22 protein-coding genes and 3 pseudogenes are annotated in these 23768 nt (G+C 41.7%); 13 read left to right on the forward strand and 12 right to left on the reverse strand.

Annotation, left to right across the window (positions count from 1 at the left end; translation table 11 throughout):
- Window position 1 precedes the first annotated feature (1 nt).
- Window positions 2-1168: an ABC transporter ATP-binding protein gene (locus ACESTK_RS01750; RefSeq protein WP_373118325.1), complete on the reverse strand. Its 1167-nt coding sequence runs from the start codon at window positions 1166-1168 to the stop codon at window positions 2-4.
- 130 nt (window positions 1169-1298) lie between these two features.
- Between ACESTK_RS01750 and ACESTK_RS01755 the strand changes: the two are divergent.
- Both ACESTK_RS01755 and ACESTK_RS01760 read left to right on the forward strand, forming a co-directional pair.
- Window positions 1299-1373: pseudogene (locus tag ACESTK_RS01755) on the forward strand (DUF6783 domain-containing protein); the annotation flags it as partial.
- Between the two features lie 59 nt (window positions 1374-1432).
- On the forward strand, window positions 1433-1666 hold the full coding sequence (locus tag ACESTK_RS01760) for a hypothetical protein (protein WP_195700058.1): 234 nt from the start codon (window positions 1433-1435) through the stop codon (window positions 1664-1666).
- A 25-nt stretch (window positions 1667-1691) separates the two neighbouring features.
- Here ACESTK_RS01760 and rsmG read toward each other — a convergent pair whose 3' ends face one another.
- A complete protein-coding gene (rsmG, locus tag ACESTK_RS01765; RefSeq protein ID WP_195700059.1) occupies window positions 1692-2426 on the reverse strand; it encodes a 16S rRNA (guanine(527)-N(7))-methyltransferase RsmG in 735 nt (244 codons plus the stop codon).
- A gap of 182 nt (window positions 2427-2608) precedes the next feature.
- Window positions 2609-2761: pseudogene (locus tag ACESTK_RS01770) on the reverse strand (DUF6783 domain-containing protein); the annotation flags it as partial.
- Between ACESTK_RS01770 and ACESTK_RS01775 the strand changes: the two are divergent.
- Window positions 2690-2893: pseudogene (locus ACESTK_RS01775) on the forward strand (DUF6783 domain-containing protein); the annotation flags it as partial. The pseudogenes ACESTK_RS01770 and ACESTK_RS01775 sit on opposite strands and share 72 nt — an antisense overlap.
- Here the strand turns inward: ACESTK_RS01775 and mnmG are convergent.
- The 8 genes from mnmG to ACESTK_RS01815 form a co-directional block, all read right to left on the reverse strand.
- Entirely contained in the window at window positions 2831-4717 is a 1887-nt protein-coding gene (gene mnmG / locus ACESTK_RS01780) for a tRNA uridine-5-carboxymethylaminomethyl(34) synthesis enzyme MnmG (protein WP_226855466.1), read from the reverse strand. The pseudogene ACESTK_RS01775 and the gene mnmG overlap by 63 nt on opposite strands.
- Before the next feature lie 52 nt (window positions 4718-4769).
- The gene (mnmE, locus tag ACESTK_RS01785) at window positions 4770-6143 is read right to left on the reverse strand and encodes a tRNA uridine-5-carboxymethylaminomethyl(34) synthesis GTPase MnmE (RefSeq protein WP_226855465.1); all 1374 of its coding nucleotides are present in this window, start codon (window positions 6141-6143) and stop codon (window positions 4770-4772) included.
- A 400-nt stretch (window positions 6144-6543) separates the two neighbouring features.
- Window positions 6544-7521 (reverse strand): RNA-binding cell elongation regulator Jag/EloR, encoded by a 978-nt coding sequence (gene jag / locus ACESTK_RS01790; RefSeq protein WP_148463050.1) that lies wholly within the window; start codon window positions 7519-7521, stop codon window positions 6544-6546.
- Window positions 7522-7549: 28 nt separating this feature from the next.
- Window positions 7550-8836, reverse strand: coding sequence for a membrane protein insertase YidC (yidC, locus tag ACESTK_RS01795; RefSeq protein WP_118580883.1), 1287 nt, complete (start codon window positions 8834-8836; stop codon window positions 7550-7552).
- A gap of 121 nt (window positions 8837-8957) precedes the next feature.
- Window positions 8958-9155: a membrane protein insertion efficiency factor YidD gene (gene yidD / locus ACESTK_RS01800; RefSeq protein WP_272111253.1), complete on the reverse strand. Its 198-nt coding sequence runs from the start codon at window positions 9153-9155 to the stop codon at window positions 8958-8960.
- A 100-nt stretch (window positions 9156-9255) separates the two neighbouring features.
- Window positions 9256-9621, reverse strand: a complete 366-nt coding sequence (gene rnpA / locus ACESTK_RS01805; RefSeq protein WP_148463049.1) for a ribonuclease P protein component — start codon at window positions 9619-9621, stop codon at window positions 9256-9258.
- 79 nt (window positions 9622-9700) lie between these two features.
- The gene (rpmH, locus tag ACESTK_RS01810; protein WP_005423866.1) at window positions 9701-9835 is read right to left on the reverse strand and encodes a 50S ribosomal protein L34; all 135 of its coding nucleotides are present in this window, start codon (window positions 9833-9835) and stop codon (window positions 9701-9703) included.
- A 493-nt stretch (window positions 9836-10328) separates the two neighbouring features.
- Window positions 10329-10484, reverse strand: a complete 156-nt coding sequence (locus tag ACESTK_RS01815) for a hypothetical protein (protein ID WP_373118329.1) — start codon at window positions 10482-10484, stop codon at window positions 10329-10331.
- Between the two features lie 229 nt (window positions 10485-10713).
- Between ACESTK_RS01815 and dnaA the strand changes: the two genes are divergently transcribed.
- From dnaA to ACESTK_RS01850, 7 genes are all read left to right on the forward strand, one after another.
- The gene (dnaA, locus tag ACESTK_RS01820; protein WP_173716653.1) at window positions 10714-12078 is read left to right on the forward strand and encodes a chromosomal replication initiator protein DnaA; all 1365 of its coding nucleotides are present in this window, start codon (window positions 10714-10716) and stop codon (window positions 12076-12078) included.
- 278 nt (window positions 12079-12356) lie between these two features.
- On the forward strand, window positions 12357-13472 hold the full coding sequence (gene dnaN, locus ACESTK_RS01825; RefSeq protein ID WP_173771302.1) for a DNA polymerase III subunit beta: 1116 nt from the start codon (window positions 12357-12359) through the stop codon (window positions 13470-13472).
- A gap of 134 nt (window positions 13473-13606) precedes the next feature.
- Window positions 13607-13822, forward strand: coding sequence for an RNA-binding S4 domain-containing protein (locus ACESTK_RS01830; protein WP_021924414.1), 216 nt, complete (start codon window positions 13607-13609; stop codon window positions 13820-13822).
- Window position 13823: 1 nt separating this feature from the next.
- Window positions 13824-14930 (forward strand): DNA replication/repair protein RecF, encoded by a 1107-nt coding sequence (gene recF, locus ACESTK_RS01835; protein WP_173716656.1) that lies wholly within the window; start codon window positions 13824-13826, stop codon window positions 14928-14930.
- Window positions 14931-14982: 52 nt separating this feature from the next.
- Entirely contained in the window at window positions 14983-17643 is a 2661-nt protein-coding gene (locus ACESTK_RS01840) for a lipopolysaccharide assembly protein LapB (protein ID WP_226855463.1), read from the forward strand.
- 84 nt (window positions 17644-17727) lie between these two features.
- Window positions 17728-18603 carry a 16S rRNA (adenine(1518)-N(6)/adenine(1519)-N(6))-dimethyltransferase RsmA gene (gene rsmA, locus ACESTK_RS01845; protein ID WP_173718496.1) on the forward strand — a complete coding sequence of 292 codons (876 nt, stop codon included), beginning with the start codon at window positions 17728-17730 and terminating at the stop codon, window positions 18601-18603.
- A gap of 686 nt (window positions 18604-19289) precedes the next feature.
- Window positions 19290-19739, forward strand: coding sequence for a DUF1002 domain-containing protein (locus ACESTK_RS01850; RefSeq protein ID WP_118580844.1), 450 nt, complete (start codon window positions 19290-19292; stop codon window positions 19737-19739).
- A gap of 255 nt (window positions 19740-19994) precedes the next feature.
- On the opposite strand, the gene ACESTK_RS01855 is transcribed toward ACESTK_RS01850, so the two are convergent.
- The gene (locus ACESTK_RS01855) at window positions 19995-20147 is read right to left on the reverse strand and encodes a DUF6783 domain-containing protein (protein ID WP_368361766.1); all 153 of its coding nucleotides are present in this window, start codon (window positions 20145-20147) and stop codon (window positions 19995-19997) included.
- Window positions 20148-20266: 119 nt separating this feature from the next.
- Between ACESTK_RS01855 and ACESTK_RS01860 the strand changes: the two genes are divergently transcribed.
- From ACESTK_RS01860 to ACESTK_RS01870, 3 genes are all read left to right on the forward strand, one after another.
- Complete coding sequence (locus ACESTK_RS01860) at window positions 20267-21172, forward strand: S1 RNA-binding domain-containing protein (protein ID WP_173771296.1); 906 nt, start codon at window positions 20267-20269, stop codon at window positions 21170-21172.
- A gap of 149 nt (window positions 21173-21321) precedes the next feature.
- Window positions 21322-22989 carry a putative manganese-dependent inorganic diphosphatase gene (locus ACESTK_RS01865; protein WP_148463040.1) on the forward strand — a complete coding sequence of 556 codons (1668 nt, stop codon included), beginning with the start codon at window positions 21322-21324 and terminating at the stop codon, window positions 22987-22989.
- A gap of 111 nt (window positions 22990-23100) precedes the next feature.
- The gene (locus ACESTK_RS01870) at window positions 23101-23715 is read left to right on the forward strand and encodes a flavin reductase family protein (protein ID WP_226855462.1); all 615 of its coding nucleotides are present in this window, start codon (window positions 23101-23103) and stop codon (window positions 23713-23715) included.
- Window positions 23716-23768 lie beyond the last annotated feature (53 nt).

Genomic DNA, 23768 nt, shown 5'->3' on the forward strand with positions numbered 1-23768 from the left:
TTTACTCTTCCCCCTTTTCTTCCTCAGATGCGGCAAAACTATCCTGTTTATCACCAGACAGTCCATTATCTGACACATCATTGGATACTTCGCCCGATTCATCAAACTCTTTTTCTTCAAGTCCATTATCATGGACAGTATCTTCGTTTTTCTCATTCAAATACTTCTCAGCATCTGCTGCCGTCTTAAAGAAAGATTTTCCGGATTTTTTTCCTGACGCATCTTTATCTTTTTTCTCGCTCTCTGTAAGTTCAAGGAAGATCTCCTCCAGAGAAACTTTCTTAGACTGCATTTCAAGGATCGGACAGCTGGCATTTACCATACTGTAGAACACTTTTTCACGCACATCCATATTCTCTTCTGTTCCCACTGTAATGGCATATACGCCTTCCTCCGGGCTTTTCTTTACCGTAACCTCTTTTACCCCTTCTACGGCCTCCAGAGCGGCTCTGATAGTGTCTTTCTGACCTTTTACAAGCAGATTCAGGTTGTTTGAGCCTGCTGCCAGTTTTCCCAGATTCTCAGGGGTATCGCTGGCTACCAGTTTTCCATGGGAAATGATCAGCACGTAGTCGCAAACGGCGCTGACTTCGGACAAAATATGGGAGCTAAGGATAACGGTGTGTTTCTGTTTCAGGCCTTTGATCAGATCGCGGATTTCGTTGATCTGTTTTGGGTCAAGACCGACAGTCGGCTCATCCAGAATGATGACTTCCGGGTAGCCAAGCACTGCCTGGGCGATTCCTACACGCTGTCTGTAACCTTTGGAAAGATTCTTGATCAGGCGGTTTTTCATGTCGGTGATCTTTACCATATCCATGATTTCTTCGATCATGGATGCTTTTTTATCTTTAGGAATTTTCTTCAGATCTGCTACGAATTTCAGATATTCCAGAACGGTCATATCAAAATAAAGAGGTGGCATTTCGGGTAGATATCCGATGCATTTTTTTGCCTCCTCAGGTTCTTCCAGAATATCATGACCATCTATGACTACTGTTCCCTCGGTGGATGCAATATAGCCGGTTATCATATTCATGGTCGTGGATTTTCCAGCACCGTTGGGGCCCAGGAAACCATAAATCTTGCCTTTCTCTATTTCAAAAGAAAGGTGGTCTACAGCGGTGTGATCGCCGTAGCGTTTTACCAGATTTTTTACTTCAATCAAGTTTCTTACCTCCTTCAAGTTGCAGATGCATGGCTTATCCCATGCATCTGTTTATGATTATTTTATGTGCAACCTGTGAGGAAATTTAGATAATTATGTGAGAAATATGTGATTATTTTGTGTTGGAAATGTGTCCCAAAATAAAATACATTCCGCAAAGTGGGGCATGCAGATTGCGGGAATGATTTTTCAAACACGCTCTAAGGCACGGGGATGTGGAATAGAAAAAAAATCAAAGACAGTTGCGAGGAAGCTGGAAATCCTATGCCAGAATATACGATTAAGTGTGAGGATATTATGGTTATGTTTAAGAGCTTGGTTAGTAGCTTGGTTAATCACACTAACCAAGCTACTAACCAAACTATTCCCAATGAAGACAATTCCATAGCAACTCGTATTTTGAAAGTGATTGAGACAGAACCTATGTTATCTCAGAAAAAAATCGCCGATATTATCGGAGAGAAATATAGTACGGATTTCTTCCTCTTTCAGGCCTAAAGTTATCTTAATATTAACATATATTCTACGCCAGCGGCTCCTTCGCCGGCAAGCCAGCCTTCCTGGGGTACTTTTTCGCGGTCGGTTTCATCTTCTTGATCACCACAAAAGAACGATCCATATCCGTGTCCATAAGTGGAAATTTCACTACATCCTGAACTTTTCCACCAAGGATTTTCACAGCATTTTCTGCCTGCGCAAGCTCTTCATCAATCTTGCCGGATTTATAAGAAATAAAGCTGCCACCTTCTTTTACAAAGGGGATACAATACTCGGAAAGGGTGCTTAAATTGGCTACTGCGCGGGAGACACAGAAGTCATATTTTTCTCTGTGTTCCTTCTGTTTCGCGTAGTCTTCGGCTCTTCCGTGAAGCGCTGTTACGTCTTTTAAACCAAGCATTTCGATTACTTCATTAAGGAAATTCACCCTTTTATTCAAAGAATCCAGAAGGGTGATTTTAAGCTCCGGAAAAGCAATTTTCAGCGGGATTCCAGGGAAACCAGCGCCGGTTCCGATATCGATCACGGACTTTCCCGCCAGCTTTTTCTGGTCAAAACTGCCTACTTTTACGATAGATAAACTGTCAAGAAAATGCTTTAAAATCACCTCGTTGTACTCGGTAATTGCAGTTAAATTCATTACCTTATTTTTCTCTACAAGGTACTCATAATAAGTGATAAACTGCTTCTTCTGCTCCTGGGACAGAGCAATTCCAAGCTCTTCAAGTCCTTTCTCAAAGAGGGTTAAATCATATTCCATAAACTTCTCCTTATACCTCAAACTACTTATTTTTTTACTTTCCAGTTGCTAATACACAGCGTTTTTGCAAGTAATATTCTTTAGCAGGTCATTTCAGGTGCGTTTTTAACGAAGGTGAAATCCACTGGTCAGGTCGACTTAGACAAGAGGTCTCTCCCAAGCGTCTTAGTCGTAGTTACCAGTTATTTCACCGTAGAGCGTGTTTGAAAAATCATTTCCGCAATCTGCACGCCCCACTTTGCGGGAGATTTTGCCCGAATTCGGTTGCCGTAGCCCGCTACGGCGCCCTTATCCGAACAAAATCTCCCACAAATTGTGACACACATCTTGCAGAAAGCCTTTTTCAAACACGCTCTAGTGCCCAACCGACCTGCGTGGAATATTACTTGCAGAAACGCGTCCGTTTAGTGACGCTCCTTCCCATACTGCTCCATATAAACCAGCAGCACCGAAATATCCGCCGGTGAAACACCGGAAATTCGGGATGCCTGTCCAATGGAAACAGGTCTGTAAAGTTCCAGTTTCTGCCGTGCCTCAATGCGCAGGCTCTTTACTTTCTCATAGTCCAGATCCTCTGGAATTTTCTTGGCTTCCAGCTTCTTAAACTGCTCTACCTGCTTCATCTGGCGGCGGATATAGCCGTCGTATTTAATATTAATGTTTACCTGCTCCTGCACATCCCAGGCAAGTTCAGGGCGGTTCTTATCAATAGGAGCCACCTCTGCATAGGAAAGCTCCGGTCTGCGGATCAGCTCTGCAAGACTGATTCCTGACTTAAGTGGTGTGCTTTCTTTGCTTTCCAGAAGGCTCTGAACTGCCTCTGTCATACCCACATTTGTATTCTCCACACGCTGGATTTCTTCCGCTATCAAGCGTTCTTTTTCCACTACTTTTGCATAGGTTTCGTCATCTACAAGACCTACCTCCCAGCCCTTTTTACGAAGTCTCAGATCCGCATTATCCTGACGGAGAAGTAGACGGTACTCGGCACGGCTGGTCATCATACGGTATGGCTCATGGTTCTCTTTTGTAACCAGATCATCAATGAGAACACCGATATAAGCCTCAGAACGATCCAGGATCAGCTGCTCTTTTCCCAGCACTTCCATGGCTGCATTGATACCAGCGATCAGTCCCTGGGCTGCTGCCTCCTCGTAACCTGAACTTCCATTAAACTGTCCGCCACTGAAAAGACCTTTAATTTTCTTAAACTCCAGCGTTGGATAAAGCTGTCTTGGGTTAATGCAATCGTACTCAATAGCATAAGCATTCTTCACAATTTTTGCATGCTCAAGGCCTGGTACGCTGTGGTACATTTCCTCCTGCACATCTTCCGGCAAAGAGCTGGACATACCGCCAATGTACATCTCATTTGTGTACATTCCCTCTGGCTCAATAAACACCTGATGTCTTTTTTTATCTGCAAAACGAACTACTTTATCCTCAATAGACGGGCAATAACGTGGACCAGTTCCCTCGATCATACCAGAATACAACGGGGAACGATCCAGATTGGCACGGATAATATCATGGGTAGTCTCATTGGTATAAGTCAGCCAGCAGGATTTCTGCTCGATCTGCACATCCTCCGGATCTGTGGAAAAAGAAAATGGCACTACTCTCTCATCCCCAAACTGCTCTTCCATCTTGCTGTAGTCGATGGTATTTCCTGCAATTCGGGCAGGTGTTCCAGTCTTGAAACGGAACATTTCAATTCCCAGTTCTTTCAGAGAATCAGTCAGATAATTGGCTGCCTGCAGTCCATTTGGACCTGTATAATTACTTACATCACCGTAAATACAGCGTGCTTTCAGATAAGTTCCAGTACACAAAACTACCGCCTTACAATGGTAGACAGCGCCGGAATACGTCTTCACACCTGTGATCTTGCCATCCTCTACCAGAAGCTTGGTAACCTCTCCCTGGCGGATGGTCAGGTTCTCCTGATTCTCCAACGTCTTTCTCATTTCATTACTGTAAGCCTGCTTATCAGCCTGAGCACGAAGGGAATGCACTGCCGGACCCTTGGAACAGTTCAGCATCTTAGACTGAATAAAAGTCTTGTCAATATTTTTTCCCATCTCTCCACCAAGAGCATCCAACTCACGGACCAGATGTCCCTTTGAACTACCGCCTACATTTGGGTTACAAGGCATCAGCGCAATACTCTCTGCGCTTACCGTAAACATGATCGTACTCAATCCCAGTCTCGCCCCAGCCAACGCTGCCTCACAGCCAGCATGTCCGGCACCGACCACTACTATGTCATAATTCTCCTCTAAATTTTTCATTTTTATCTCCTCTATAACACACTCATTCATATATTATCGCGTCCCTCTACCACTACTTACCCATACAAAACTTACTAAATATCTCATTCACCAGATCTTCCCCAACTTCTTCCCCGGTAATTTTCCCCAAGCTTCCATAAGCAGCCATCAGATCAATGGAAAAGAAGTCTTCCGGCATGCCATCCTCAATACTCTGTTTTACCATTGCAAGGCTGTCTGCTGCCTCTTCCAATGCCTCTTTGTGACGGGCATTTGTAATATAAACCTCATCGTTAAAGGAGATTTTCCCGCTGAAAAACATACTCTTAATGGTATCCGCCAGCTGGGCAATTCCAGTCTCCTCTTTCGCAGAAATCGGAATGAGAGGATGGTTGATTTTCTCCTTTAATGCCTCCATGCTCACAGCCGAAGCAAGATCTGTTTTATTGTACAGTACAATTGCTTTTCTGTCTTTCAGCATTTCAATGATTTCTTCATCATTTTCATCAAGCGGTGTAGAGCTGTCTACTACGTATAACACCAGATCTGCACCTTTTGCAACCTCCCGGGCTCTGGAAACACCGATTTTCTCCACCACATCCTCTGTCTCGCGGATGCCTGCCGTATCCACAATTTTCAGCGTAATTCCATGAAGAGTAATATACTCCTCCAGAATATCTCTTGTAGTACCCTCAATATCCGTTACAATGGCCTTATTTTCCCCTACAAGAAGGTTTAACAGGGAGGACTTACCTGCATTTGGCTTACCCACGATAACCGTCTCAATTCCTTCCCGGATGATCTTGCCATCTGTGGAGGTTTTCAACAACTCTTCAATGGATTTCTGCTCTTTTTCCACAATTCCATGTAATTTCTGTGGATATCCCTCCAGACTGATGTGCTCCGGATCATCCAGAGCAGACTCGATAAAAGCAATCTCGTAGATCAGGTCGCTTCGAATCTCCTTGATGGTCTTCTGTACAGAACCTTTCAGCTGACTCATGGAGCTTTTCAACGCATATTCATTTTTCGCCTGGATCACATCCATAACTGCCTCTGCCTGGGAAAGATCCAGCCTGCCATTTAAGAAGGCTCTCTTGGTAAACTCTCCGGGGCCAGCAATCTTGGCGCCGTTTTTCAAAACCGTTTCCAGAACCCGGTTCATGGCATAGACACCACCGTGACAATCAATCTCCACGGTATCTTCTCCTGTGAATGTTTTGGGTGCGCGCATGACCATGACCAGAACTTCATCCACAATTTCTTCCCCGTCATAGATATAACCATAATGAATGGTGTGGGTGGGCACTTCTTTAATTTTCTTTTTCCCGCCCTTGGAACGGTAAATGCGGGATATAACGTCCATGGCTTCCGGGCCGCTGATTCGGATGATTCCGATTCCCGAAGCACTCACAGCAGTAGATATCGCTGCAATCGTTGTATTCATGTGATTTCCTCCATGTAAATTACAATTCAAATTATAAACGTAACACATCTTATGATACCAGTGTCAAAAGGTCAAAAAGCCGTTCATGCTTGCACGAGGCGTTTGAACCTGAGACACGCCAAATATGAGAAAGCAGCGATTTACGTAATAAATCAGCGGATTTCGAATATTTGGAGGATTGTGGGAACAGCGTAGCTGGATCGCAATCCTGGGTATCAAATGAGTGGCAAAAGACTTTTTGACACTCCTATCATCTTATTTTATTATACAAAAAAAGTTACCCCAGGGAAAGATATTAAAACAAAAGCATAACGCTTCAGTTCTTCCATCTTTCACCTGGAATAACCTCTTATTCATTCTGCAAATCTTTTATAACACATTCAGATGTTTTATGCAAGATTTACCATCTTTTTAATTTTACAACCACATGACGATACGGCTCTTCGCCCTCGCTGACAGTCTCTACATACTTATTACCCTGAAGTGCTGAGTGAATGATTCTTCTCTCATATGGGTTCATCGGCTCAAGTACAACTGGCTTTCTGGTCTTCTTAACCTTGTAGGCAATTCCTCTTGCAAGATTCTCCAGAGTCTCTTTACGACGTCTGCGGTAATCTTCTGTATCGAGCTTTACTCTGATATAGTTTGCTTTGCCCTTATTTACAACAAGGCTTGTAAGATACTGAAGGGAGTCAAGGGTCTGTCCTCTCTTACCGATGAGAATTCCCATATCCTCTCCTTCAAAAGCAACTTCCAGACAACCGTCATTTGTGTTGTATTTGGAAGTGATCTCCACTTCACCAAGATTCATAGATGCAAATACGTCGCGAAGGAAAACAATTGCTCTCTCTTCCACTTCTTTGATCTCTACCGGATCTGTGATGATCTCAACAGGTTTGGACTGTTTCGGCTTCTCTTCTCTTGGCTCTTTCGGCATTTTTTCTTTTGCCGGTTTTTCTTTTACAGGACGCTCCTTAAAAGGTTTCTCCTTCGGCTGGCGCGGCTGTTTTTCTTTTGGCTCTTTAAAAGGCTTTGGCTCTTTCGCCTCTTTTACAGGTGCTTTTTCTTTCACCGGTTCACTCTTTGGTGCCGGTTTCTCAGCTTTTACAAAAGGTTTGGCAGGCTTTCTATTCTGCTCTTCCTTAATCGCATCCACTTTAACAGTATCAACGATTTCCTGTATCTCATCCTCTTCAGAAACTGTATTGATCTTGCGTGCTTTAATGATTGCCGGTTTGCTTCCGATGCCAAAAAATCCGGAACTACCTTCAGAAACCACTTCAATTTCCAGCTGATCACTGGAAACACCTAATTCGATGCACGCCTTGGTGATTGCTTCATTTTTCGTTTTTGCTGAAAACTGGATAAACTCCTCCATCTATGAAACCCTCCGTTCCCGACAACAATTACTTCTTCTTGTTTCTCTCGTCAAAATCCCTGACCATATTTGCTTTTGCTGTAATACTTCCAGGTTTTGCATTTCTTGCATTCTGGTAGGATTCCTCTACTTTTCTGGCTCTCTCTTCTGCGTTTGTGTTACTGGAACCTTTATCAATCTTGGTATTGATATTCTTAGTAGACTGGTTTGCCTGATTGGTGATCTTCTGCGGCGGAAGTCCTTCTTTCGTACGCTGTTTCTCCATCTTCTTCATGTTCTCGTTTACCAGATCATTGATATCCATCTTATCAAGATGACGATTGATAAACCACTGCTGAACACTTCTTACAACCGCACTTGCAATCCAGTAAATACCAAGACCTACCGGGAATGTGAAACAGAATACTGCTGACATAAGCGGCATAACCGTATTCATAGTCTTCATGGAAGCCTGCATCGTATCAACAGCTCCTTCAGCAGATGAAGTAGCCTGTGGCATAAGCTTATAGTTCAGTACCTGAGTCGCCCATGCAAGAATAGGAATCAGAAGTGCAGCGATTGCCAGTGCAATAGATGCTCCCTCAAAAGCAGCCTTAATGTAGTTCAGAGGCTGATCTGCAATGTTTAATCCACAGAAATTCTGCATTTTGGAAATTTCTGCAGACGTGGTGTTAATGGTATCTGCAAATCCCTTAAACTGATCCATTGATGCAAGATCTTTCCACTGAGATGGAGATAATGCATAAAGGAAATCGATGACAGAATTACTGGTCGCTTTTCCGTTATCCAGCGCCAGCTGTACACGAGTCATCTTATTGTCTGTGATAAAGCTCTGGATCAGGTCTGTGTAGCCACTTACGCTTGTGATCTGATCAACAAGGCCTGTGAAAACATTCTTTACACTGCCAACATAACCAGGAATTTTGTAAATAACCTGCCATAATGCCATCAGGACAGGAAACTGGATCAACAGCTGCACACAGCTGCCGGTAGGTGAAACACCGTATTTCTGATATACAAGCTGAGTTTCTTCCTGCATTTTCTGCACGGACGCCTGGTCTTTTTTATCTTTGTATTTCTTCTGTATCTTCTGAAGCTCAGGCTGCATAACAGAGCTTAACTTAGAAAACTTCTGCTGTTTAACCTGCAATGGTGTCATCAGTGCATAAATAATAATACTGAAGATAATGATACAAAGACCCAGGTTCTGAATACCCACCAGATCAAGAACTCTGTAAATCCCGTCCATGATCCAGCCCATAATAGAAGCAACCTGTCCAATAATCGGGACACTGCTCTTCGTTAATAAAATCATATCCAAGTTTGTTTCCTCCTAGGCTTTTTCGGTGTAACTATTCAATTGTCAAAGTTTGAGTTTTTGTGCTGAAAATCAGTTTAAAGTGTCATTTATTGTACACTATCTGTTTCAGTACAGTTTATGGCACAGGATCGTATCCTCCATGTGAAAAAGGATTGCAGCGCAAAATTCTCCACACTGCAAGAAGCCCGCCCTTTAACGCACCATATTTTTGAATTGCTTCTAAACCATATTGAGAACATGTGGGAATATAAGGACATTTTGTTCTCTTCATCGGCGATATATATTTCTGATAGAGACGAATCATATGAATCATGATATTCCTTGGACTAAATCTGCTCATGATAATTTCTCCTGCAAATCTGTTTCAATATTGCCGCTCCTTTACCAAACCAACAATACTGCCCAAATACCGTTTAATCTTCCACATGAAGCTCAGCCTCACGGCGGATCTTCATTCTGCCTGCAAGGTGCATAAGCGCACTCTCAATCTCCTGATAGGACTTGTCCTTTGCATTTGGTCTTGCGACCACTACAATGTCCAGTCCCTGACGGAAGGATCTTTCATTCAGGCGGTAGCTCTCTCGTATCAGTCTGGTGACTCTGTGGCGTACCACACTATTCCCAACTTTTTTACTTACAGATATTCCCAGACGATTCTCCATGTGCCTGTCATGGTTCTCAAGCACATACATCACCAGATACCGATTTGCCTGTGATGTTCCTTTTCGGTATACCCTTTGGAATTCGTTATTTTTCTTTAAGGAGTCTGAGTATTCCATCTGATTCTCCTTTATATGATATTGAAATAATTATTTCTGTATAGAAGAAAAGACCACAGTAACTGCGGTCTTAACGGTCTTAAGCAGATAACTGCTTTCTTCCTTTTAATCTTCTGGCAGCTAATACTTTACGTCCACCTTTTGTGCTCATACGAGCTCTGAAGCCATGGACTTTCGCTCTAGATCTTTTTTTCGGCTGAAATGTCATTTTCATAGGTAAAGCACCTCCTTTATCTATATGGAATTTAAAATTATTAACCTAATCAGAACATCATTTCAATTATATTCATAAATGGCATTCTCGTCAAGTAAAAATTCTTGCTTTCCTAGAATTTTTTATATCCACAAAGTTTTCCACACTGTGCATAACCTGTCATTTTGAAAAGGTTTACGTAACATTATCCACATTTTGTGGATAACTTGTGGATAACCTGGGGATTATCAGCAAAAATATCCACTTTTGGCTGTTGATTTTAACGCATATGTCACAAAAAACAGTATATTTCGAGGGGATTCGACAGTGGATAGAGTTATACACATAATTTTTCATTATTGAAACCCGCAAAACCATGTTATGGTAACCAGAATAGTTATCAACCTTTTTATCCACATTTATCCACACACAAAATGTTGATAACTTTCCAGTTTATTCACAAGATATCCCCCATTTTTTTCCTGGAATTTTTTTATTATCCACTGCAATTTTTTCAAATTATGGATGTTTTGTGGACAATTCTGCACTTTTCCCCAGTTGTTTTTCCTATTTTCACGTCCAGTACAACATTTTCCCACCCACATCCCCATCCTTTTACGACAATCCACAGCAGTTCTGATTTTTTCTCAGGATGTGCATACTTTTCCACATAAATTTCCTATATAAATAAGATTTTGTCGTTGCGAAAAGACAGGATTTATTATAATATATATAAGGATATTTATGTCCGTTTATCAAAATACCAGTAAAATTCCGGTATATTTAGCCTGCCACACCCTAATTTCCTGTTTCCAGCTGGTATTTTGATAAACGGACATGTCGCCGACGGACGGCATCATTTAATATAAGAAACAATCAGATGTGTACGGGAGGAAAAAATGAGCACAGTAATAGAAAAATGGGATGAAATCCTGGGAATTGTGAAAAAGGAGCACGATCTTTCCGATGTTCGATTCGACACATGGCTGAAACCCCTGAAGGTTTATGATGTCAGTGGAAATGTAGTTACCATCGTCGCTTCCGACCAGGTGCGATTAAGCTACATTAATAAGAATTACAAACTGCCTCTGCAGGTTACCATAAGCGAAGTTACCGGAATGACCGACTGCGAAGTGAAATTTATCCTTCCAGAAGACGTCCCGGCGAAGAAATCCATTTCCGACGCTGCGCCTGATCAGGACAACCGTTTTAAGGCCAGATGTGAAGAAGCAAATCTGAACCCCAAATATACATTCAATACTTTTATCGTGGGCAGCAACAACAAACTGGCTCAGGCTGCAGCCCTGGCAGTAGCGGAATCTCCGGGAAATACGTACAATCCGCTGTTTATCTATGGTGGTGCAGGACTTGGCAAGACCCATCTTATGCATTCCATCGCCCACTTTATTATTGAAAATGATGATAACAGTAAGGTTCTCTATGTTACAAGTGAAGAATTTACCAATGAGCTGATCGAGACCATCCGTAATGGAAATAACACCGCCATGAGTAAATTCCGCGAGAAATACCGTAACATTGATGTCCTTCTCATTGATGATATTCAGTTTATTATAGGAAAGGAATCCACGCAGGAGGAATTTTTCCACACCTTCAACAGCCTTTACAGTGCAAACAAACAGATTATCATATCTTCCGATAAACCGCCGAAGGATATGGAAATTCTGGATGAGCGTTTCCGTTCCAGATTCGAATGGGGACTGATCGTGGATATTACTCTGCCGGATTACGAGACCAGGATGGCCATTCTTCATAAAAAAGAAGACATGGACGGCTACAATGTAAGCGAAGATGTTATCAAATATATTGCAAATAATATCAAATCCAACATCCGTGAGCTGGAAGGTGCCTTCAATAAGGTAGTTGCTTATGCAAAACTGGAGAAAAAAGAGGTTACCCTTGAACTTGCCGAGCAGGCTCTGAAGGATATCGTCGCACCGAATGAAAATAAACAAATTACTGCAGACTACATTATTTCTATGGTAGCAGAGCATTTTAATGTAAGTACTGCCGATCTTTGTGGAAATAAAAGAAGTTCCAAGATCGTGATGCCAAGACAGGTGGCAATGTATCTTTGCCGTGAAATTCTGGCGATCCCGCTGAAAAATGTAGGACAGTATCTTGGAAATCGCGACCACACTACCGTTATGCACGGAGTAGAAAAGATCGAAAAGGAGCTCCAGAACAACGAACAGCTCCAGAACACCATCGATACATTAAAGAAAAAAATTAATCCACAAACTTAACACATTTTTTCCACATTTCATGTGTATAAGATGTTGACATTATGTGTATTAATGTGAATAACTTTTGGCAACAAAATCGCTTATGTGGTTTTACACAGGTTATTCACACTCTAAACCAATGCTTTTACACGAAGTTATCCATACCCGAAACCCTTTTATTCACTGGGCGGAAGTGAGTTTTTCACATATTCACACCCCCTACGGCGGATACGGCGGATATCTTCTTAAATATATTTAATGAAAAACCCATTTTCTCCAGAAAGGAAGTTATACACATTATGAAAATCATTTGCTCCAAAAGTAACTTGTTGAAGAGCGTCAGCATTTCCTTAAAAGCTGTACCATCCAAAACAACTATGCCAATTCTGGAATGTATTCTGATTGATGCAACAACAAATCAGATCAAATTTACTACTAATGACATGGAACTTGGAATCGAAACCATTGTCGAAGGTACTATAGAAGAAAAAGGAATGGTTGCCCTGAATGCGAAAATCTTTTACGAGATCATCAGAAGACTTCCAGACAACGATGTTACCATTAAAACTGATGAAAAATTCGCTGCAACTATCACCTGTGAGAAAGCAAAATTTAATATTCCTGGAAAATCAGGAGAAGATTTCGCATATCTTCCTATGATTGAAAGAGATGAACCATTAACTATCTCTCAATATACATTAAAGAATATGATTTATCAGACAATATTCTCAATTGCAGTCAACGATAACAACAAATTAATGACTGGTGAGCTGTTTGAAATTAAGGATAATTGTCTGAAAATTGTCTCTCTGGATGGACACCGTATTGCGATCCGCAAAATGCCTCTGAAGAAAGACTATTCAGACCGCAAGGTTGTAGTTCCAGGCAAGACTCTGAATGAGATCAGTAAGATCTTATCCGGAGAAATGGATGATGTAGTCAGCATTTTCTTCACAAACAATCATATTTTATTTGAATTTGACCAGACTATGGTAGTTTCACGTCTGATCGAGGGGGAATATTTCCGTATTGACCAGATGCTTTCCAGCGATTATGAGACCAAACTTTCCATTAACAAAAAAGAATTCCTGGATTGTATCGACCGTGCCACACTCCTTGTAAGAGAAGGAGATAAGAAACCGATCATTATCCACATTACAGATGGCAGCATGGAGCTGAAGATTGATTCTGCAATGGGTTCCATGAACGAGGATATTGATATTGAGAAAGAGGGTAAAGATATTCTGATCGGATTTAATCCCAAGTTTCTGATCGATGCACTGAAGGTTATTGATGATGAGACCATCGACATTTACCTAGTGAATCCGAAAGCACCTTGCTTTATCAGAGATGAGGAAGAAACTTACACGTATCTGATTCTTCCGGTTAACATAAATCAGAACCAGGCAAGATAATGACACTTGTCACAGAGAGAAACGTAACAGACAATTGGAAGAGGAATGGAAGTGAACACGGGCTGCAAATAATGGCTGGAGACAGTCTGGAAAACGAATTGCAGTCGTGATGCCAGAAGAGTGGAGGCAGAAAATTGGAAATCAGAATCAGAGATGAATTTATCAAACTTGGCCAGGCACTGAAACTTGCTGACCTTGTATCAGACGGCGTTGAGGCAAAATATGTGATCAACGACGGACTTGTAAAAGTAAATGGCGAAGTAGATACCAGAAGAGGCCGCAAGGTTTATGGCGGTGACGTTATTTCCTATAATGGCCAGGATGTGAAGGTTCTGTCCGGAAACGAGTAAAATGGCTTATATTGAATCCATAAAATTAAGCAATTTCAGAAATTACGAATCGCTGGAACTTTCTTTTGACAAAGGAACCAATATTTTTTATGGGGATAATGCCCAGGGAAAAACAAATATCCTGGAGTCTGTGTATCTGTGCGGAACCAGCAAATCCCATAAAGGAAGCAAAGACCGAGAGATTATCCGCTTTGAACAGGATGAAGCCCATATCCGCATGATGGTGGGAAAAGATTCCATGTCTTATAAGATTGACATGCACCTTCGGAAAAATAAGGCCAAGGGCGTGGCAATCAACGGGCTTCCCATAAAGAAGGCGAGAGAGCTTCTCGGTGTGGTGAATCTGGTTTTCTTTTCCCCGGAGGATCTGAATATTATCAAAAACGGTCCGGGAGAGCGACGAAGATTCATGGACGCGGAGCTTTGTCAGCTGGATAAACTATACCTCACAGATCTTGCCGGATACAATCATGTTCTGAATCAGAGAAATAAGCTGCTGAAGGATATGTATAAGCGACCGGATCTTGGAGCGACTCTGGATGTATGGGATATGCAGCTGGTAAATTATGGCCGTAAGATCATTGGCAAAAGAAGAGAATTTGTGGAGTCCCTTAATGAGATCATTAAGGAAATTCACAGAAATCTTACCGGCGGTATTGAGAATATAGAAGTGATATATGAACCAAGCGTGGAGAGTGAGGCTTTGGAAGAGAGCCTTTTCCGCAACAGAGACCGGGATCTTCGGATGAAAATGACTTCGTCCGGACCTCACAGGGATGACCTAATGGTGGCTGTGAACGGAATTGATATCCGCAAATATGGTTCGCAGGGGCAGCAGAGAACAGCAGCTCTTTCCCTGAAACTTTCGGAGATTTATCTGGTGGAGAAGATCATTCATGATAAACCAGTTCTGCTTCTGGACGATGTCCTTTCGGAGCTGGACAGCAGCCGTCAGAATTATCTTCTTGAGAGTATTCATGATATTCAGACCATGATCACCTGTACTGGTCTGGATGATTTTGTCAGTCATCAGTTTACAATCAATAAAGTGTTTCACGTTGTGGCGGGGCATGTGTATCAGCCGATGGGATGTCCTGCAGATAAATAAGCTTGCGAAGTAGTATGCGATATGCTAAACTGGCATTAACTATGGAAAGTTGGTGAAAAATTTGGACAAAGAGGAATTTCGGGTTAAACTTGAAGAGATTAACCATTTAGTAGAACAGAAGGACTATAAGGGAGCCATGAATGTTGTAGACAGCATTGACTGGCGCCGTGTGAAAAATGTTCGTACCCTTTGTGTGGTTGGTGAAATCTATGCTGCCAATAAACGCTATGAGGACAGCAAGGAAATTTTCCTGCTGGCTTATCACAGAGCCTCCATTGGTAAGAACATTCTTTATCGTCTTGTAGAAGTTTCCCTGAAGCTGGGACAGGTTTCCGAGGCAGTGGAATTTTATCAGGAGTACAGGGAAGTTGCGCCAAATGATAATACGCAGTACATCCTGAAATACAAGATCCTGAAAGTAAAAAAGGCTCCTCTTGCAGAGCAAATCAAGGTTCTGGAGGATTATAAGGAGAAAGAATTTACCGAAAAATGGTCTTACGAGCTTGCCAAACTGTACTATCAGGATGGTGACAAAGAGAAATGTCTGGAGCTTTGCAACGAGATCATTCTCTGGTTCAACGAGGGTAACTACGTGATGAAGGCTATGGACCTGAAACAGCGTATGGGTGCTCTTACCGGCGAGGAGAAAGAGCGGTATGAACAGCAGTTTGTACCGAAGCTTCTGAAACCTGAGGAAGCAGATACCATTAAGGAAGAAGAGAAAGCACCGGAAGCTGAGAACCAGGGAAGCGAATCTATTGAAAGTATTCAGATCAAGAGCGAGGATCTGGATGGCGTAGAGAGTCTTCAGGATAAAATTTCCAAAGGACTTCGTGACATCTTTGGAAGCCGTAAGATGGATGAAATGGAAGACAGCATTGTTTCCACTGAGCAGACGAAAGAGGTTCAGGAAGAAATGCTTCGTGATCCGGCTTCTGAGAAAGAATATGAAAGTGTACCGGAGCTGGAGCCTGAAACTGGCAAGGTGAAAGTGGAGAATACCAAGGAGACTGTTGCTGAAGAATCTGTGAATACAGCAGATGAGACTGCAGAGAAATCAGCGGAAGCAGTTTCAGAAGAAAATACAGAAGGTTTAGAGAATGCAGATCGTTCAGAGTCTGCAGAAGAGAAGAACGCATTTTCCACAGAAACAGAAACACCTGTTGAGAACCTGAAAATGCCTACACTGAATATTCCGGATTCTATGAAGAATATGGTACCGGAAGAGATTGAGGTTCCCAAGGCACCTGTACAGAATAACCTTTTCAGTGATGAGGCTGATGCTGCGGAGAAAATGAAAGACGAGAAACCTGCATTTGATTTTTCAAATTTCAATCTGGAGGATACGATTCTTGCTGCTGCTTCTGCACAGGGAATTGAGATTCCGGATGAGAAGGTAGATGAAGAGAAAGTTCAGGAAGAAAATAAAGAAATTGTAGAAGTCGCCAAAGAAATATCTACACAACCTCAGAAAGCTGTAAAAGAAGAAAAAGTAGAGAAGATTCCGGAAGAAGAGGAAGTTATCACTGAGGACGAGGAAGAAATCGAGCCAGAACCAGAACAGAAAAAGCCGGTTGTAGAACTTGAGGAAGAGGAATTCCTTTCCGAAGAGGATCTTCAGGCTGCTGAGGATGAGTTTATGAATGGTCCGGCAGGACATAAGGAGAAAGAAGAGCCTTCTGATGATTCCATGTCTGAGGATGAATTTATTGCCAAGCTTCTCAGAGAGAGCATTGGAGAAGAAGAGGATGAGGATATGCCTCCAGCTGCTGATGATGTGGTTGAAACGGAAGATGCAGCGGAAGAACCGGAAGATTCTGAGGACGAAAACTTTGATTTTGACGAGGATGAAGAGGAAGAAGAGTCTTCTGAATCTCTTTCCGAGGAAGAAGAACTGGAACAGTTTATTGATTCTATTCAGCCAAAGGATAAGAGAAATCCATCTGACATTGTGCCAAGAGAGAAATCACTTACCGATGATGAGAAGAAGCTGTTTACATATTTTGTAAAGGTTCCGGGAATGCGGGAACAGCTGATCAGTGCACTTTGCGATGTGCAGATGGCAGCGGCTGATAAGACCTCCAAGACTGGAAACGTGATCGTCATGGGTGGGAAAGAAACTGGTAAGACAAGACTGATCGCAAGTCTGATTCCGGCAATCTGTAAAGAGCTGAATCTGCCGGCTTCCAAGGTGGCTTATGTGTTTGCCGACCAGCTGAACGAGATGGATATTACGAAAGTGATCGGCAAGCTTAGCGGTGGTTTCCTTGTCATTGAGAATGCTAATCAACTGACACAGGAAACAGTGGATATTCTGGATAAGGCTATGGAGTTCCGCACAGACGGACTTACTGTGATTATTGAGGATGAGAAGATCGGAATGCGTAAGCTGATTGCAAGATTCCCGAAATTTGCCAAGAAGTTTACATCCATGATCAACATTCCGGTATTTACCAATGATGAACTTGTAAACTTTGCAAGAGTTTACACCAAGGAAAATGGTTACAAGATCGACCAGATGGGAATGCTTGCATTGTATAATCTGATCGGTGTGAACCAGAAAGAAGACCAGCCTATGAACATTGGCGCAGTTAAGGAAATGCTTGACGCAGCAATGGCGAAATCCCAGGGCGGACTTCTGAAGTTTAATAAGAAAAAGAGAGTAGACCGTGATGGATTTACGGTTCTTTATGAGAAAGATTTTGCAAAATAAGTAATAGGGGAATTGCAGACAGCTGCCCAGATTGTGTGATTTGCAGATAATGATTAAATAATTTAAAAGAAAGAGGAAATTAATATGACCAGACCTTATTTAGGAAATCCGAAATATACCATTGAAGTTCTTCAAAAGTATAATTTTGCTTTCCAGAAAAGGTTTGGTCAGAATTTTCTTATCGATACCCATGTTCTGGAAAAAATAATCGAGGCTTCCAAGATCACCAAGGATGATTTTGTTCTGGAAATCGGACCGGGTATTGGAACCATGACCCAGTATCTGGCTGAGGCAGCCAGAGAAGTGGTGGCTGTAGAGATTGATAAGACATTGATCCCGATTCTGGAAAATGATACTTTGAAAGACTGGGATAATGTGACTGTGATCAACGAGGATATCCTGAAAGTTGATATTGCGGCGCTGGCACAGGAGAAAAATGGGGGCAAGCCTATCAAGGTGGTTGCCAATCTGCCTTATTATATTACCACACCAATCATCATGGGACTTTTTGAAAACCATGTTCCCATTTCTTCAATCACCATTATGGTACAGAAGGAAGTGGCAGACAGAATGCAGGTTGGTCCTGGAACAAAGGATTACGGTGCTTTGTCTCTGGCTGTTCAGTATTATGCCAGACCGCAGATCATTGCGAATGTTCCGCCAAACTGTTTTATGCCAAGACCGAAGGTGGGAAGTGCTGTTATCCAGCTTGTGAGATATGAAGAGCCGCCAGTGCAGGTGGACAATGAGAAGCTGATGTTCAGGCTGATCCGGGCATCTTTTAATCAGAGAAGAAAAACATTGGTAAATGGACTGAAGAACTCCCAGGAGCTTGATTTTTCAAAAGAGGAAATTGAGAAAGCTATGGCAGAGACCGGAATTCCGGTAAATGTGAGAGGCGAAGCGCTTACTTTAGCAGAATTTGCTGATCTTGCAAACGCATTTAATAAATTGAGATAGATATCAAGAACGGGGCGTAAGCCCCGTTCTCGATATCTTCGGATTGCTTCGCAGCGTTGCGGCTCCCGTGATCCTTCACATGTTCGGAAATGATTTACTGCATAAATCTTATACAAATAAAAATCACCCGGTGGCTAGACGGGTGATTTTTATTTTGTCTCAAATATATTTTTTAAAAGGAAGGAGAGTCAATCACTTTTGGGTGACTGACATATGAAAAAGAAATTTTATAAAAATAATGTTGGCTGTTATTATTTTTATGATGTTAGTATATCGGGAAAGTTTGAAAGAATCGTGTTTATCTTATGAAAAATTAGTGAACGAATTTGAAAAGATTTGTAACTTCCTGGAAAAATGGGCTGTTTTTGGAGATTAGTTATAAAAAGATTATAAAGTTTTTAGATACATTTTACAAATAAAAGGAAAAGGTGTAGTATAATGGGCTGGAATCTGGAGGAAGATTTATTTCCGGTATTGATTAAATTTCAGAAGAAAATTACTTGATATGAGGAAATCAGATCATAAATATGACCAGATTCCAGCAGTTTGTGAACAGAATATTAACTATTGCTGGTCAGACCATGAACAGCAGCTATTTAATTGTTACTGGAGAGATTTGAACAGATGACATTTAATCGTTACTGGGCAAGTCTTGAACAGCAACATTCAATCAGGAGGTAATTATCATGATAAAAATGAAAAAATCAGCAGCACTTATCCTTGCAGGAGTTCTTGCATGTTCCATGCCGATGCCGGTTATGGCATCCAGTGATACAGAAGTAGTAGAAAGTCTTCTGGACAGTGGAATTGATTTTCTTGCTTCTGACCCTGGAAAAGCAGTAGACATTATTATGTATGCCAAGGATCTTGTAGACCAGCAGAACATCACAGATGACCAGGTACGAAGTGCTGTAACTCAGGCAGCAGACCATTTTGGGGTATCTCTTTCTGATTCAGAGGTAGATTCCCTTGTTTCTGTAGTACGCAAGGTTCTGGATGCAAAAATTGACGAAGATGCTCTTAGAAGCGATGTAAATTCTGTATACAGTAAGCTGCAGGATATGGGTGTTACAAAGGATGATGCCAAAGGTCTTGTGTCGAAGTTAATCGAATTTGTAAAAGGATTATTCGAATGAGAAATGTAAAATGTGCAAAATGTATAACTTTACCAAATTAAAGTAAAGATGCAAATGTGGTAAATTTATAAAAAAAGAGGAAAATGAAAGAAGAAATTGTGCAAATAAAACAAATGTTCATTATTCGTTAACAATTTGCATGTATTTTGTTCATAAGTATCTGATACTATATAATCAGTTCGAAAGAACATACACAGAAGACGTTGTAATGACACCATTACACATAAAATTTTTTCATAATAATCGCCCCGGCAGCTACTGCCGGGGCACTCCTCGTTTTAGAGCGTATTTGAAAAAGTATTCCTGCAATCTGCACGCTCTGGAGCGTGTTTGAAAAAGGTTTTTTGCAAGATGTGCGTCACAATTTTTGGGAAAATTTGTCTGAATATGCCGCTCTTTAAACGCCAGATATTACACTCTGACGCTTAAAGAGCGGTGTTTTTTCGAATGTACATTCCAAAATTTATTTGCAACGAATAAGCGGTGTGCTATAATGAAGCAAAAACAGGGGCAAAGGAGTCTAGGTCATGGCAGAGACAATGAAGGATTACGAAGCAGAACTTGAAGCTTCTTTTAAGAAAATTGAAGAAGGCGACATTCTCACAGGAACAGTTGTGAGTGTAGATGATAAAGAAATTATTGTAGATTTAAAATATTATGCAGAAGGTATTATCCCGGTAGAAGATTACAGTAGAGAGCCGGGCTTTAACGTTAAAGAAGAAGTACACCCTGGAGATGAAGTTTCCGCCACAGTCGTAAGAAAAGACGATGGAAACGGCAACATCCTTTTATCCAAAGTTGAAGCTACTGACGTCCTGGCTTGGGACAAATTAAAAGAGCTGAAAGCCTCCGGAGAGGTTCTTGATGTAGTGGTAAAAGGTGTAGTAAACGGCGGTGCAGTTGCTTATGTAGAAGGTGTGCGCGGCTTTATCCCGGCCTCCAAGCTGGCCTTGAATTACGTAGAAGACACCAACGAATATCTGAACAGACACATCCAGGTTCAGGTAATCGATGTCAATAAAGAGGACAAAAAACTGATTCTTTCTGCGAAAGAAATTTTAAGGGAAAAAGCAGAAGAGGAAAGAAAGAATAAAATTTCCAATATCCAGCCAGGCTTTGTAACAGAAGGAACTGTAGAGAGCCTTCAGCCATACGGCGCATTTGTAGATCTTGGAAACGGCGTATCCGGACTGGTACATATTTCCCAGATTTGCGAAAAGAGAATCCGTAAACCATCAGAAGTTCTTGCAGTTGGAGATAAGGTGAAAGTAAAAGTAACTGCAGTGAAAGATGGAAAACTGAGCCTGAGTATCAAAGAAGCAACTGATATGATGGCAAAAGAAGTGGAAGAAGAGAAAATAGAAATCCCACAGTCCGGAGAAGAGGCAACCACATCTCTGGGAGCTTTATTTGCAAATATTAAACTGAATTAATATAAAGTGCAGATTTGGACGATTAAGACAATCGCCCAAAATGAAAATCTTCTGTAGAGCGTGTTTGAAAAGTAGACCCGAAATAAAAAACTCTGTTTACAGATGAAAAGTGTGCAGAGGTCAGCTGAATTTTGGAAGGAAGAATGTGAATGAAGAATCAGAAAGTATTTGTAATGGGACATAAGAATCCGGATACGGATTCTATTTGTTCGGCAATTGCTTACGCAGATATCAAAAACAGAACCACCCAGACCAAGCGTTATATTCCAAGACGTGCCGGTCAGATCAATGAAGAGACCCAGTATGTACTGAATCGTTTTGGCGTACAGCCACCGGCTTATCTGGGAAATATCGGAACGCAGGTAAAAGATATGGATATCCGTCCAAAACCGGATGCAGACCGTACCATGTCCCTGAAAAATGCCTGGGATATGATGCAGAATAAAGGCATTGTGACCCTTCCCATCTGTAACAGCGAGGATGAGCTGGAGGGAATTGTAACAATCGGCGATATTGCTGATGTTTACATGGATACCAAGGACAGCTATCTTCTTTCAAATGCCAGAACTCAGTATAACAAGATCAGGGATACTCTTGACGGTGAAATCGTAGAAGGAAACGGTCACGGCTATTTTACCAAAGGGAAAATCCTTATTGGAACTGCTGATCCGGAGGTGATGAAGAACTATATCGAAGAAAATGATATGGTTATTCTTGGAAACCGTGAGGAAGATCAGTTAAAGGCAATAGAACTGAATGTAAGCTGCATTATTGTAGGAATGAGTATTCAGGTAAGTGAGAAGGTAATAAAGAAAGCTCAGGAGAGACAGATCATCATTATCTCTTCTCCATATGATACCTACACAATTGCCCGCATGATCAACCAGAGTATTCCGGTAAATTATGTGATGAAAAAAGATAATCTGGTAACTTTTAATACTGAAGATTTCACAGATGATATCCAGGATGTTATGATCAAGCACCGCCATCGTGCATTCCCTGTTATCAATAAGCGGGGAAAATGTGTGGGAACCATTTCCAGACGAAATTTCCTTGACATGCACAAGAAACAGGTAATTCTGGTAGATCATAATGAAAAAGACCAGGCTGTTGATAATATTGAGAAAGCAGAGATTCTGGAGATCATTGACCATCATAAGCTTGGTTCTCTGGAAACTATGAAGCCGATTAATTTCCGAAATGAGCCAGTTGGATGTACTGCGACAATCCTTTACCGGATTTATGACGAGCAGCGACTGGAGATTCCGCCTAAGATCGCAGGACTTCTCTGTGCAGCCATTATTTCCGATACCTTAATGTTCCGTTCCCCAACCTGCACCCAGCAGGACAAGATCGCAGCAAGTGCGCTTGCACTGATCGCGGACATTAAGATTGAAGATTTCGCAAGAGAAATGTTCAAGGCTGGAAGCAATCTGAAGGATAAAGCACCTGAAGAAATTTTCTATCAGGATTACAAGAAATTTATTGCAGAAGGAAATGTGGCTTTTGGTGTTGGACAGATCAGTTCCATGGACGAGGAAGAACTTCAGGAGATCAAAGTTCGCCTGAAACCATTTATGGTAAGCGAGTGCGGACGCCATGGAATTACCCGTGTTTACTTTATGTTAACCAATATTATGGACGAGTCCTCAGATGTAATTTATTACGGCGAGGGCAGCGAGGAAATGGGAAAAATCGCATTTCAGCAGGAACCGGAAGATAAGTGCTTCCACCTGAAAGGCGTGGTTTCCCGTAAGAAACAGATGATCCCGGCTATGATGGAAGCCGCACAGATCATGGCAAATGACTTTAACTGATGATAAAGATTTTCCCGGCAAAGAGGCTGTTAAAAGCTACTGCTCACAAAGTGAAAAGTAACGCAGAAGGTTCTTTGCACGGGAAATTTTCACATAAAAGAGGAGCAAAATATGGCAAAACAGACCTGGAAACCAGGCAATATGCTTTACCCGCTTCCTGCTGTGATGGTCAGCGTTACAGATGGCGAGGGTAATGATAATATAATAACAGTAGCGTGGGCTGGCACCGTGTGTACCAACCCGCCAATGGTAAGCATCTCCGTTCGTCCCACCAGATTTTCTTACGATATGATCTGCAAGACAAAGGAATTCGTTCTGAACCTTACCACAGAAGAGCTTGCATACGCCACCGATTATTGTGGCGTGCGGTCCGGCAGAGAGGTTGATAAATTCCAGGAGCTTCATCTTACAAAAGAAAAGGCGGATCATGTGAAGGCACCAATGATCGGCGAAGCTCCTGTAAATATTGAATGTAAAGTTAAGAAAATTGAGAAGCTTGGTTCTCATCACATGTTCCTTGCGGAAGTAGTTGCAGTGCATGCGGACGAAGCCTATATGGATAAAAATAATAAATTTCAGCTGAATCAGTCAAAACTGATGGTGTATTCCCATGGGGAATATCTTGGGCTTGGAAAGAAGTTGGGCACCTTTGGATATAGCGTAAAAAAAGGAAAAAAGCATAATCAGAAACTTAAAAATCACCCATTAAAAAAACGAACTCAGTAACAATTTTTTAATGTGATTGCAATAATGGCTCTTATGTGTTATTATTTAAAGGA

The organism is Ruminococcus sp. Marseille-P328, assembly GCF_964249465.1.
In the GTDB taxonomy this organism is placed as follows: Bacteria; Bacillota; Clostridia; order Lachnospirales; family Lachnospiraceae; genus Blautia_A; species Blautia_A faecis.